General features: G+C 41.8%; 8 protein-coding genes. All 8 read left to right on the top strand.

Annotated elements, in window-relative coordinates:
- The first annotated feature begins 135 nt into the window (after positions 1 to 135).
- The 8 genes from H580_RS0105005 (at position 136) to H580_RS0104970 (ending at position 14,584) form a co-directional block, all read left to right on the top strand.
- Positions 136 to 2,676, top strand: coding sequence for a hypothetical protein (locus H580_RS0105005; protein ID WP_028593809.1), 2,541 nt, complete (start codon positions 136 to 138; stop codon positions 2,674 to 2,676).
- A 25-nt stretch (positions 2,677 to 2,701) separates the two neighbouring features.
- Positions 2,702 to 3,268 (top strand): hypothetical protein, encoded by a 567-nt coding sequence (locus H580_RS23430; protein ID WP_051217264.1) that lies wholly within the window; start codon positions 2,702 to 2,704, stop codon positions 3,266 to 3,268.
- A 216-nt stretch (positions 3,269 to 3,484) separates the two neighbouring features.
- Complete coding sequence (locus H580_RS0104995; protein WP_028593808.1) at positions 3,485 to 3,772, top strand: alpha/beta-type small acid-soluble spore protein; 288 nt, start codon at positions 3,485 to 3,487, stop codon at positions 3,770 to 3,772.
- A 181-nt stretch (positions 3,773 to 3,953) separates the two neighbouring features.
- Positions 3,954 to 5,153, top strand: a complete 1,200-nt coding sequence (gene metK / locus H580_RS0104990) for a methionine adenosyltransferase (protein ID WP_028593807.1) — start codon at positions 3,954 to 3,956, stop codon at positions 5,151 to 5,153.
- A 159-nt stretch (positions 5,154 to 5,312) separates the two neighbouring features.
- The gene (locus H580_RS0104985; protein ID WP_028593806.1) at positions 5,313 to 9,674 is read left to right on the top strand and encodes an Ig-like domain-containing protein; all 4,362 of its coding nucleotides are present in this window, start codon (positions 5,313 to 5,315) and stop codon (positions 9,672 to 9,674) included.
- A gap of 269 nt (positions 9,675 to 9,943) precedes the next feature.
- A complete protein-coding gene (locus tag H580_RS23425; RefSeq protein WP_245583495.1) occupies positions 9,944 to 12,634 on the top strand; it encodes a stalk domain-containing protein in 2,691 nt (896 codons plus the stop codon).
- A 62-nt stretch (positions 12,635 to 12,696) separates the two neighbouring features.
- Positions 12,697 to 13,857 carry a sensor histidine kinase gene (locus H580_RS0104975; protein WP_028593805.1) on the top strand — a complete coding sequence of 387 codons (1,161 nt, stop codon included), beginning with the start codon at positions 12,697 to 12,699 and terminating at the stop codon, positions 13,855 to 13,857.
- Between the two features lie 4 nt (positions 13,858 to 13,861).
- Positions 13,862 to 14,584, top strand: a complete 723-nt coding sequence (locus tag H580_RS0104970; RefSeq protein WP_028593804.1) for a response regulator — start codon at positions 13,862 to 13,864, stop codon at positions 14,582 to 14,584.
- The last annotated feature ends 6 nt before the right edge of the window (positions 14,585 to 14,590 follow it).

Below are 14,590 nucleotides of genomic sequence, written 5' to 3'. Positions count from 1 at the left end.
TCCTGTTAGCCACTTTTTTTGTTTATCACAATAAAATCATAAAGTATTAATTATTTTTAACTATCCAGCTGATACAATTAAAGGTAAAGTATTAGTATATGCAATGATATGATTGAATTAAGGAGTTGAAAATAGTTGACTAATAAAAAACGAATTATTGCTACAACGTTATCACTTACACTACTAGTCTCTACATATGGATCTATTATAAATAGCAATGAAGCAGCCGCGGCCCCAGCAAAGAGCCAAACGGTTAGTAATAATGCTTTGTTTAAGGCATCCGACCTTAAACCAGTTAAACTGACATCTAGCAGTTATCTGAAAGTCAATGATGTACAGTTCTACCATGTGGAAGGTGAAAAGAACGTGTACTTCACCGTAACGGTCCACAATGAAGGTAATCGCTCTTTGAGCTTAATGGATTATTGGTTCTCTGTTCGTTCTACTATGGGTAATAAGTATCCTATTCAACTTATGGGTCTTACTGAGAAGAAAGATAATATCGTTCCAGCGAAATCAAAGAAGACTTTTAAAATACATGCCAAAGTGGACAGCAAGCTCAATCTTAGTGATTTGAAGTTATCCGTTATTAAATGGGATTTCTCAATGTCCAATGGTGGCTTTGAAAGAGTTATTGGATCTGTTAATATCCCGAAAAATTATTCCTACATAACTCCAGTGGGAAAATCACGTGAAATTAAGCAAGGTCCAAACACACTTGTCATTTCGTCGTCCAACCTAGATTTAACGAATGTGGGTAATCATGTTCAAGCATCATTAACAGTGAATATCAAAAATACGTCGAATAGTGCAGTGAATCTTGAGTCACTAAAATTCTATTTGCGTACAAATACCAATAGATACTATACTTTAGATTCTGTTCAGGCTAAGAAATCTCTGCTACCAGGGGAGTCTGCTCAAGTTAAATTCTATTCGAAGTTACCTACTGACTTGAAAAAAGCAACGTACCAACTATTTATTGCTGAGGAATCAGGAGCAGCGCCAACGGGAACAGGAGATGGAGCAGGGACGGGGGCGTCAAAAGCAAATCTCCCTGTCGCATATAGTCATTTAAAAGCAAATGATACTAGAGGTGCTGTTACGCTTAAAGGACAGTCGTACAAGCTATTAATTGACAATCAGTATGTGGATACAAAGATAACAAATATGATGGTTGATACGAACTCTGAGTATCATAACGTTACTATTTCATATGCAATGAAAAATATCGGTAAATCAGCGATTAAGAAACCTAAATTGCAATTCGAATTATTAACGAATGTAGATACATCGTATCCGGTACAAGTTGGAGAGCCTGAGGGGAACTTGCTTCCTGGAGTAAGTGAAGAAGCAACCATTACAGCTTCTATTCCAGCCAGTGTGTCTTTGACGAATATGAAGTTGGCGGTAAAACGTGTGGCTGATGAAGATAAGAGTAATGACTATTTGTTAGCTCAATACATGGTTCCAGATACAACGACGATTACAACGGATTCCAAAGCAACTTATGTTAATAAGCAAGGTACGTATGAAGTGACCGTAGGAGACTTTGAGCGCTTACCTTGGGATTCGAAAGATATTATTAATACATCAATTAAGATTAAGAACACGGGTAAAGATACGCAACCATTGCCGAAGTTTGCAATGAATGCATGGTTGAGTGGCGTGAAAGTAGATAGTAAAGAAATTCAAATGTTGCAAGTAGACGGCGCTATCGGACTCAAACCAGGAGAGTCGGCACAATTTATTGCGACATCAAAAGTATCGGCATCATCGAAATTTGATAATGCTAAAATTACATTAAGCGAAATGCTTAATGACAAGCCTGTAAGCACAATGGGTAACTTTATGATTAAAGCTGTGGATGCTGAGCTTCCGTCGTATGACCCTGCCTCAACGGCTTACTACACATTGAAACAACCGGGTGTAGAAGCACAAATGAACGTGCTGGAAACGAGTTTGTATGAAGGAACCAACACGAACACGATCCGTACTTTGGTCTCTTACCGTAATACAGGTGGGCGCTTTGCGAAAATGCCTCAAGTAGTGGCATACTACTATGATGCAGCCAATGGTGTACAGATTCCAGCGAAAATAACGCTCACTGACAAAGAGGTTACTCCTGACGGTGTGAATTTGGTTGGTGTAACGGCTGATATACCTAAAAAATATAAAGCTAGCGATTTGAAAATTCTTGTTGGTCAAGGAATTACTGAAGGCAAATATGCATCCGGTACTCAAACAGCTGACAGTTATGTTAATGGAGCATTGTTAATTTTAGGAGACAATCAGACGAAAGTAGAAGATTATATCCTAGATCCTATCGAATTGCGTCCGTATACGTTTAAATTCAATAAAGTTAATGCAACTGAAGATACTAATGGTCAGTCTACATTTAACTTTGAATATAATTTGACGGAACATAATCCATTTGAAGAGGTATTGGAGAAGAGAAAGATTCTATTTGAACTTGAGTATAACGGTAATAAATTTACAAAGTCATTTGAATTAGGTGAGGGCAACCTGGCAGTTGGAGAGAAGGTACCACAATCCTTTACGATTGATAATCCAGCGATGAAGGGTATTGGGCAATCTGGATTCAACTTGCGTCTTTACGAAGAAGTAAATGGTGCTAAGAAGCTCTTGTTAGAACATCGCGCTTATAATGTTAAATAAAAACTATACTTTATGAGGTACAACGATGTCCAATAAGACAAGATTGAAAAAAAGCTTAATATTTACCGTATGTCTAGGTGCGAGTATGTTGGTTGTTGGTGGCTTTAATGCACTAAGTGCCCAACCAGGCAATTCTCAAGATCCGCTGGTTACCAAAAGTTATGTCGATAAACAGATTCAGGAGTTAAAGGAGGATTTAGGCAAGGGTAGTAATGGCTCCGGCACAACAGGAGGTACTAAACCTTCTGAAGAAACTAACAAACCTGAAGCTGAGGATGAATCTCTAAAAATTGTAACGATTAAGTCTGGTCAGATGTTAGTCGGTAAGGCTGGTGCTGAATTCGTAGTCCGTGCTGGAAAGTCAACGGTTTATAGCTCAGATGCAAGTGGCGTATCTGACTTAACAGATGGTAAAGACTTAACGAATGGAATGACGGTAGCCAATAATCATTTATTGTTATTCCCAAGAGATGGCCGTGGTATTACTGCATCTGAAACACCTAAAAATCAAGTTGTCGTTGCTGTGCGTGGTGGCTATGAAGTTAAGCAAGCTCCTGTCGAGGAGTCGACGGAGCAATCAACAGGAAAATAACTTAAATACAGCGCATAGTACTTGATTCTGATGCTGACAATGACAAAGTTTTAGTACTACATGTAATGAAGAGCGGCAGCGATGCCGCTCTTTCTTATTATAGGAAGAACCAGAAATGATTCCTTCGAGTGTATGCGTAAGTACAGCACATACTATGACCATCTAATCAACTGATGTTTATGGTGAACACCGTACACTAATAAGGAGGGAATTTTGATGGCTAACAAAAAGAAGTTGGTTCCTGCAAGTAAGGATGCACTATATCGAATGAAGTATGAAATTGCAGCTGAGTTAGGGCTTCCTGTATCTTATAACGGCATTCAGAGTGGATTGGGGGACACTGAGTTCAGCTCTGAATTAGGGGCAATCCCAGTTTCGGGATATGGAATTTCTTCGCATGACAACTGGGGCCACTTATCTTCAAGAGATGCTGGTTCTGTTGGTGGGACGATAACAAAACGACTTATTCAACAAGCTGAGAAAACACTTTATGGGCAATTATAATTAATAAGTAATATAAGGAAGATGAAATTTGTCAACATTGATTGACATGTCCCCCTAAATGAAGTAATATGATTTCTCGAAGGCTGGTATAACAACCTTTTCCAAGTGGAAAAGGTACTTTTTTTGTTATAGGCATTCCTAAGAGAATAGCCTACATTATTGGTATGGGGGGTTGAGTCCAATGTCTATTAAAGGACGCCACTTATTCACTTCCGAATCCGTTACTGAAGGTCATCCAGATAAAATCTGTGACCAAATCTCAGATGCGGTATTGGACGCCTTTCTCGCTAATGACCCGAATGCTCGGGTAGCGTGTGAAGTATCCGTCGCGACAGGATTAGTTCTTGTTATCGGAGAAATTAGCACTAAAGCCGATTATGTTGATATCCCATCTATCGTACGCAACACGATTAAAGATATCGGTTATACACGTGCGAAATATGGTTTCGATTACAATACGTGTGCAGTTTTGACTTCCCTTAATGAACAGTCTCCTGACATTGCGCAAGGGGTTAACGAAGGAATCGAAACACGTACAGAAGATGCTAAGGAAGAGCGCGATAATATCGGCGCTGGCGACCAAGGCTTGATGTTCGGTTTTGCAACGAACGAAACGCCGGAGTTAATGCCGCTTCCAATCGCTCTGTCTCACCGTCTTGCACGTCGTTTGTCCGAAGTGCGCAAGAACGGTACGCTTGGCTACCTTCGTCCAGATGGTAAGACGCAAGTAACGATTGAATATCAAGATGGCAAGCCAGTTCGTGTAGATACAATTGTTGTATCGACTCAACATGCTGAGGATGCTACTCTTCAACAAATTCAATCCGACATTTTAGAACATGTTATTAAACCTGTTGTCCCAACTGAATGGTTGGACAGCGAGACTAAATATTTCATTAACCCAACTGGTCGCTTCGTTATTGGTGGACCTCAAGGGGATGCGGGTCTTACTGGCCGCAAAATTATCGTTGATACGTACGGTGGTTATGCTCGTCATGGTGGCGGTGCATTCTCCGGTAAGGATCCTACAAAAGTTGACCGTTCTGCAGCATACGCAGCGCGCTATGTAGCGAAAAATATCGTAGCAGCAGGTCTTGCTGATAAGTGTGAAATCCAATTGGCTTATGCAATTGGTGTAGCACAACCCGTATCCGTAAACGTTGATACGTACGGTACAGGCAAGGTTGAAGAAGAGAAGCTTGTTGAGCTTATCCAGAACAACTTTGACCTGCGTCCAGCTGGCATCATTCGCATGCTCGACTTGCGTCGTCCTATTTACAAGCAAACGGCTGCTTACGGTCACTTTGGCCGTACAGATGTTGAGCTTCCTTGGGAGCAAGTTGATAAGGCTGAAGCATTGCGCGAGCAAGCAGGTCTATAATATTTACACCCGCAATTTTTCATTAATCATAATGATTAAAGAGCTTTGGACATTGTCCAAAGCTCTTTTTTATAGCCTTACTTGTCATAACTCTAAACATTTAGATGTATTTGTCCGAAAATATATGTACGAGTGTCTTTTTTCGGAGGGATAAAATACATGAAACGATACTTATCAGCAATACTAGCCATAATGCTTATACTGCAAGGAAGTTTGGCATATCTAACTACTTCATATGCAGCAGCACAATCGGGCCAAGTTACGATTCTCAACAGTGGTCCTCAAGTAATTAGTTATTCACCCATCTCAGGGAATGAAGCGGTACAAAAGGATGCCGTTTTTTCAATCACATTTTCAGAACCTGTGGTAATGAAGGATAACGGGTTCATTATGGTTTATCAAGCGCAAGATAACAAAGCAGTAGGGAAGATTGAGAAGAAGGATGTCACCATTCATCAATCTGTGGCATCGTTCAGGATCCCTAATTTACAAGCGAATACCTACTACTATATTCAAACAGATTCAGCAACCTTTGAAGGTAGTAGTGGGAGTTTTGCGGGTATTCAAGGTGCCTATCAATGGCGTTTTAAGACAAGCGGAGATGCTAATACTGGTCCAATTACAGTGTCAGCACAATCTCCTGCAAATGGTGGCATTGGTGTACCTGTAAACACATCGTTAGAGCTTACTTTTAATAAGGTCGTATTTGCCAATCAAGGTCATATTGTGATTAAAGATCAAAATGGTGCAACCGTTGAAACGATTGCTATAACAAGTCCGCGTGTCACTCAATTAGGCACTAGCCAGATTAGAGTCGCAGGACCGTTTAATTTTAAAAATTTCACGACGTACCATGTGACGATTACACCTGGTGCTCTTAAAGATGGTAACGGACAAGACTATGCTGGTTTAGTCGATGGGCAATGGAGCTTCCGCACTGTATCGGCTAACAATGTTGCTCCTACCTTAACTGCTACAAATCCTCAACACAAAGCAGGTGGAGTCTCGGTTAACCCGGTGATAACTTTTTCTTTTAATGAAGAAGTTACTAAGGGGTCGGGGAATATACATGTGAAGCGACTTCGTGATAACGATACAAAGACGATAAATGTCCAATCCAATGATGTTACGGTAGCTGGTCGTAATGTAAGTGTACGTGTGAATGATTTACAACCTAATACAGAGTATTATGTATTAATGGGTAAAGGCGTTTTTTATGATGTAGATGGAGTACCTTATGAAGGTATACTTACATCGAATGTATGGAATTTTATAACTGAGGCAGGTAAAGATTCCTCCGCATTATCAGTTATTCAATATATGCCTGCCAATGGAAGTAGCGGCATATCTACCAGGACACAGTTAAGTTTGACATTTAATAGACCGGTCTATCCAGGATCTAGTTCGATTTCTGTTATGAGATTAAGTGATGATAAAACCATTGAGGATATCAGTGTGCATTCTTCCTCTATAACAGGAGGGGGAACTGCTACAATCCAGATACATTTAAAGAATGCATTGGCTGATAATGAAAGCTATTATATATTGATGCCGCAGGGGGCATTCCGGGATGTAAATGATGTACCATCCGCTAGTATTCATACTAGAAACACATGGACGTTTAAGGTATCAGCTGACACAAGTCCACCTGCGATTTCTTATGTGTCTCCAAGTGACCAGTCACGGAATGTTCCGTTGAATACAGAGCTTGTGATGACGATGAGTAAGGATGTTCAGTTGGGTAGCGGAAGTATCACATTAAAACGAAGCGGTAGCTATAGTGTACCTATTGATGTTCGTGTTGATTCTGCTAACAAACGTGTAGTTCGGATTAAACCACGTTCTCTCTTAGCTTCTGGTACCAACTATACTGTAGATGTTGGTAAGGATGCGGTAAAAGACTTGGCCGGGAATTCATATCCAGGCATTTCAAATGCATGGCGCTTTACTACATTGGTTCCAGATACGGTAGCACCAACGTTGGAATCTATCGTAATGTCGAAGTCGAATACGATTGAATTGACTTATAATAAAGATTTGGACAGCAGCAGCACACCTTACGTAGATAGCTTCAAGGTGATGGTCAATGATGAAGCTCGTCCAATATCGGGAATTTTAATATACGGAAACAAGGTAAACATTCAGCTTCAGAGTGGAGTGGCTATTGGACAAGTTATTAGAGTATCCTACACGCAAGGAATTATTCCGCTAAGAGATCGGAATGGAAATCGTGTAGCTAGTATTTCCAATCGAGATGTTACTAACAAGATAGAAGAATCAATGTCTCGAATTTCGGGCGCAACTGTTACAGGGGCAATTATTCAGATTAACTTTAATGAATCACTAAAAGAAATTGACTCTCGAGCAACATCTCAGTTTAAAGTTATCGTTGATGGAATTGCGTACACCCCAACTTCTATCCAAGGTGGACTTAGCTCAACATTAATATTAACGCTTGGGATTTCTGTCGCGGATGGACAAGTTGTAACGGTAGAATATCAGCCAGGAACCTATCCGCTTAAAGATAAGTACGATGCGAATATTGCAGGATTTGGTCCGCTATATTTACGTAATGCGGTTGATACTAAGGCTCCAATTCTAGTATCTACTCATGTAGATGGTGGAAAAGTTATTCTTACTTATAATGAAGGGCTAAGACCGGATATGCTTCCGATGAAGAGCCATTACTCGGTACTGGTTAATGATAAAGCTCGCTATGTTGATAAAATTGAAGTTCGAAGTAATCAGGTTATTTTGACGTTAAAGTCATCTGTTTCCAATCGTAATGACCTAGTCACTTTATCGTATGTACCTGGTCTGGTAAGGCTTGTGGATTTGGCAGGTAATCAGGCACCAGAGTTTAGCGTTATTAAAGTTGGGAATCAAACAGATACGAGTCAGCCTCAGCTGAACAAAGCTTATGTGAGCGGAGATACCGTGACATTGGAATTCTCTAAGCAGTTGGATAATCTCTCTGTACCGGCACAAACGAGTTTCTCGCTGCGTGTAGATAACAAGACGGAGTCCATCCGTTCGGTTCGAGTTAACAACACGACGGTAACCCTAACGTTGTTTAGTGCAATTAGTAATGCACAATCCATTAAATTAACGTACAGTGCTCCATATGCATACCCACTCACAGACATGAGCGGAAATAAAATTCGTAGTTTCTCTAATTTTGATCTAAGTCTAGGGTCCACTAGTGGTGGGAATGGTGGTTCTCCGTCTGCCGGTCAGCCTGCAAACACAGAAGAAGCTGCTTATACATTGTTCTTATCCAAAGTGTTGTTAGTTAAGACGGAAGCAACAACTAAGAACATAGATATGTCACGTAATAAGCAGCACACAAACAAATATACAGTCAAGCAGGACCACTGGAAGTCCTCTATGGAGTACGCGATCCAAAAAGGATTGAATACGGTTGTAGTTGATGTGCCGACAAGTGAGAAAGCAGCAATGGTAGCAATTCCGCTCAAGCCAATTGAGGAAGTCATGAGTGCGGGTAAAGATCTTAAAATTGGTGTGCGATACGGAGACTGGATGTACACCATTGCACTTCGTGATCTGCCGATGCAAACTATTTCGAATCAGCTGAATACTTCTGCTTCAAGTGCAACGTTGTTGCTTCAAGTTGAGAAGCAAACAGGTCAATCTTCGTTGTATTCAAGCTGGTTGACGAAAGAGTCTGGGCAGGATGTGACAGGGGTACATGATTTCAATGTATCTGCGTTTACGACTGTTCCATCAGTTAAGGCGATTGATGTTCAAGTGAAAACACACATTAACTATCGCTCTAGTACTGCACTTGATAAAAATAAAACGATTGCAGTTATGCTTGATTCTCTAGCCGTGCGTTTAGGCTATGTGCCAACTCAGATTAAGTCTGAGCAAGGTGCTCATGTTCTTCAAAGCCAAGCACCAAGCAATGAGCGTATTGCTGTTGTTAACAGTACGAGATCATTCTCAGATACAGCTGGACATTGGGCTGCAGGGGATATTAATGCACTAGCCGGGAGATTTATAGCGGATGCAGCTTCAGGCAACCAGTTCCAACCAGATCGAAGCGTGACTCGTGCTGAGTTTGCGGTAATGATTGCGCGGGGCTTAGGTCTAAAAGGTGATCCGAACCAAGTTAGTAGCTTCAAGGATGTATCCAGAAACCATGCTGATGCACCTTACATAGGAGCAGCAGTTAAAGCAGGCATCATTTTAGGATATGAAGATCGAACATTTAAACCAAATGATCCAATTACTCGTGAGCACATGTCCATGATGATGATCCGTGCGATGAAGACGGCAGGCTATACACAACAGCTCTCGAAGTCTGTAGATAGCTATTTCGCTCGATTCAGTGATCGTGGTCAGTTCGCTTCCAAATCCAAAAATACCGTTGCTCAGGCGTTGGAGGCAGGTATCATTCAAGGAATGAGCCAAAATACGTTCGGAGTTCGTACGAAAGCGACTCGTGCACAAGCTACATCGATGATCAGACGTATGCTTGAGAAAATACAATACATGTAGCCAACTAAAGCTAGCAGTTTGAAGCCCTTTCATTCTGCTAGCTTTTTTGTGCATTTTTGCTAGATTCATATTGATATGGTTAGTAAATACAGAAAAGTAGACGAAACTTTTTATGGAATTTAGGAGTCTATAACTATGAATATAGTAGAGTATACATATAACTGAATACTCTTGGCAGGAGAAAGAGGATTAAAAGGTAATCGAAATGAGTGGCTCAAGCGTAATTTAGAATGGGAGAAGCCGCGACTACTTTGGGGAGTGAATCGAAAGTGACAGAAGCAACAACGCAAGTACGCACAACTCGTCATTCAAAATGGATGGTGTTCCTTATCAGTACAGCCATGCTAGTGACGATGAATGGAGCAGCTGGGTTGACTGCGTATGCAGATAGTCCAACAGAAGAGCAGTATCAGACTCAACCATTACGAGCAAATTCATCCATGACTAAAACGTCTGAAGAGATTGTAACTTCAGGTGTGCTGCGCCAGCAATATAAATACAAGTCCAAGACGAACATTCATGTCTTGCGTGCTGATTTGAGCAATCCATATGTGAAGCTTGATGTCATGACCGGAAAAGAGAATAAATTGAATACCCATCAAAATGTATCGGGTATGGCGAAGGAAAATGGAGCGGTTGCCGCTGTTAATGGCGACTATTACGATATGAAGAGAGAAGGGGCACCAATGGGCGCTCAAATCTCTGGGGGCCAGATGATTACCAGTCCATCTGAGCTTATTGGGATGTACGCTTTTGGCTTGTCCAAAGATCGTAAGCCGAGTATTGATCATTATACGTTCGAGGGTAACGTTACAAGCGACAGTGGTGCCACGTTCCCACTTGCAGGTATAAATAAAACAACATATATGATGGAACCGGATAACTCGTACAGTCACGTAAACAAAATGTACATTTACACGAGTGCTTGGAAAAATAAGGAGCGACCTAAAAACAGTTCTACAACCGCAACAGAAGCGCTTGTGCGCGATGGGGTTGTAGTGGAATTCGGCGATAAAGGTGGTTTGCCTATCGTTGTGCCGGAGGACGGATTTATTATCCGCGGACACGGAAAAGCAGCAGACTATATGCGAGAGCATATGCAGGTTGGTGCTACAGTCAAAGCAGACTATCATTTGCTTTCTAAGACAACGGGCCAGCAGGTTAATCCAAATCAGTTCGACATGATGGTAGGCGGTCACACACTATTAGTGGAGAATGGAGCTGCATCTGGCTATACTCGTGAAATTGCTAATATAAGTGGTAGCTCGTCTCGTGCGAGAACTGCTATTGGCTACTCCAAGGATGGAAGATTTGTTTATATGGTAACTGCGGAGAAAAGCGATTCTAGCAAAGGATTAACACTTAAAGAGCTGCAAGATGTTCTAGTAAGCTTAGGAAGTTGGAAGGCAGTTAACTTGGATGGTGGCGGATCAACAACGATGGTACATCGTCCATTAGCTGAACAGGGCACTACGTTGACGCATAATACGGAATACGGCCAAACTCAGCGAAATGTAGTTAACGGTATTGGCGTGTATACAACAGCGCCTCAAGGTGAAGTAAAAGGTATGGTACTTTCAGGTTCCAAGAAATTATTTATTGGTCAGCAAGCAAGTTATTCGGTAAAAGCGTATGACCAATATTACAATCCGGTTGAAGCAACGAATCTTAATGCTGCGTGGAAGTCTGGAAATAGCGTGCTCGCATGGAACGGAGAATCCTTTGAAGCGAAGAAATCAGGCAAAGGACAAGTTATCGCACAATCCGGCAATTCAAAAGAAACACTGTCCGTTGATGTTATCGGAGCCACTGATCTAGAGGCGTTGTATATTGCTGGTTCAACGGCACCGCTGCAAGCAGGAACTTCAGTTGCAGTACCTGTACGTGCGAAGCTTAAAGACGGAAGTACGGTGAATGTACCAGCAGAATCTATTAAGTGGGAATTCAAAGGCTTCCAAGGCAATGTGAAAAATGGAGTGCTGAATGTAACAGCTGTGGATAAGAATGCGAAAATCGGCTATGCGTTTGCCAGCTACGATGGTATAAAAACGATGATTCCATTGTCCGAGAGCACGGAAACACTGATTGAGAACTTTAACGCTTCCACCTTGTCTCCAAGCTTTGCTGGATTGCCAAAAGCAACTACAGCAGGCCAAACGTCTGTTGTAGGCGGTTATGACGGACGTAGTGCATCGGACAAGGTGTTAAAACTTAGTTATGATATGACGAATGGTGCTGGCAATAAATTTGCCTATTCCGTTGTAAATGGCAGCAAGGGTATTTCACTTGGAGGAGCACCTACTTCATTTACGCTTGACGTGTACAGTGATAATAGCAGCAATTGGCTGCGTGCTGAAGTCATTGATGGCAGCGGTAAAGCACATATGGTCGATGTAGCTAAGACATTGAACTGGAATGGATGGAAGAGCCTTAAGGTTGATTTGTCTGAGATTAAGAGTGGTGGCCCTTATACGTTAAAGCGTCTGTATGTCGTTAATCTTGAAGATGGTCAAGAGCAGCGTGCTTCCGTTGGCGAAGTTGCTTTTGATAATATGAAAGCTATGCTGCCAGCCGGTACAATCTCAATGCCGAAGGCAGATATGAAGCTGACAGTTGGCAGCAAACAGATTACAGTGAATGGCAAGAAGAAGACAATTGATGTGTCTCCACTTGTGTTGAGTGGTACAACCTATGTACCGGTCAAAGTAATATTGGACGAATTCGGGGGCCGGGCTACTTGGGATAACGGAGCCAAGAAAGTGACAGTTCTTCGTGGAGACGATTATTTGGAGTTAACGGTTAATGAAAAGTCATACTTCAGCAATGGACAACGTAAGCTTGCGGAAGTATCTCCAATCATTCGAAGTGGCAGGACTTTAGTCCCGCTAAGACTTGTTTCCGAACAATTAGGCCTATCCGTAAATTGGGAACCAAAGTCGAAGTCCATTACTATCCGCTGATATGGTATGATAAAGGTCGATAGATCCAACTACCCTTTTCAAGGCAAGGAGACGGAGAACGCGTGGACCATCAAGTCGACCAAATCGATCGTGTCATAAAGAATGCCACGAAAGTCATGCAGGATAGTCAATATCAAATCTATGAAATTCTAAAGGCGGCTCGTGATGAGGCTGCTAATCTTCAATATCAAATGACGGAGCTGATGGAAGAAACGGCCCGCATTTGTGATAAGGTAGACGAGCTGGAACGAAAATTTCGTCTGGCTCGTTCGCGTTTAACTGAAGTTAGTCGTGACTTCTCCAAATTCAGCGAGGAAGACAGCAAGAACGCTTATGAAAAGGCTACTCAATATCAGGTTGAGTTGATGATTTTTCGTGAGAAAGAGAACTATTTGAAGACGCGCCGTGATGATCTGTCCAAACGAATGCGCAATGTCGATGCTTCCATAGAGAAAGCAGAAACGATTGGTTCTCAAATGAGTGTAGTTCTTGACTACTTGTCTGGTGATCTGACACAGGTGACAAGAATTTTGGAATCAGCCAAAAATCGTCAGCTTCTAGGACTTCAGATTATATTGGCCCAGGAAGAAGAGCGTAAACGTATCGCTCGTGATATACACGACGGTCCTGCTCAGTCTCTGGCCAACGTAGTTCTTAGGACGGAAATTGTAGAAAGAATGCTGTCGAAGCAGGAATTTGAAGTGGTTCAGGACGAAATAGTAGATTTGAAGTCACAGTTGCGTGGCGGTCTTGAAGAGATTCGAAAAGTTATTTTCAATTTAAGACCTATGACGTTGGACGATCTGGGGTTAGTCCCAACGTTGCGCAAATTTGTGCATGATTTTGAAGAGAAGATGAAAGTTAAGACGATATTGGAAGTGAAAGGGCAAGAACGTCGCCTAAAGTCGGCTATGGAAGCCGCTATTTTCCGATTGGTACAAGAAATGTTTACGAATGCTGCTAAGCATGCCGATCCCTCTTATGTGTCGTGTAAACTGACCTACGAGGAGAATGAGGTTCAACTTGTTGTTGAAGATAACGGCCAAGGGTTCAATGTGGAATCGTTGGAGTCTATTTCTAAAGAACAAGGCCATTTCGGCATCATTGGTATGAAAGAGCGCGTAAAGTTGCTGGAAGGCCGCATGCAGATTCGATCGAGTAGAGATCAGGGAACTCAACTATCATTTTTTATACCAATAAATGTAGAAAAGAGAGAGGAGTAAGTGTATGGAGAGTCGTAAGACGGGTAGAAGTACAATCAAAGTACTCCTTGCTGACGATCATCAGCTGTTCCGTGAAGGATTGAAACGCATTCTCAATATGGAAGATGATTTGGAAGTAATTGGGGAGTGCGGTGATGGGATACAGGTATTAGAGTTTTGCAACCACGAGGTGCCGGACGTAGTATTGATGGATATTAACATGCCTGTTGAAAATGGAGTAGTTGCAACGGAACGAATGAAAGATATATTCCCTAATGTTAAGGTCATTATTTTATCGATCCACGATGATGAAAGTTATGTCTTCGAAACGCTCCGCAAAGGTGCTACCGGTTACCTGCTTAAAGATATGGAAGCCGATTCACTCATTAATGCTATTCGCTCCGTTGTTGCAGGCCATGCTTTTATTCACCCAAAAGTGACAGGTAAGTTGATTCAGCAGTTGCGTCGTATGACGTTGTTGGATGAGCGCGGCATTATGGATGAAGATGTTGTGAGAGAGTCTGGGGTTCGACTTAATCATATTGAAGGTAATCCGCTAACACGTCGAGAAGCTGAAGTCCTTCGTCTTATGGCGGAAGGAAAGAGCAATAAGATGATTGGTGAATATTTATTTATTAGTGAAAAGACGGTCAAAAACCATGTGAGTAGCATCCTGCAGAAGATGGAAGTTGATGATCGGACGCAGGCCGTTATAAACTCGATCAAAAATGGTTGGGTGACATTGTAAGTGAAG

Source organism: Paenibacillus assamensis DSM 18201, from assembly GCF_000422445.1.
GTDB classification, from domain to species: Bacteria; Bacillota; Bacilli; order Paenibacillales; family Paenibacillaceae; genus Paenibacillus_B; species Paenibacillus_B assamensis.
This window is presented reverse-complemented; position numbering and strand designations above follow the sequence as displayed.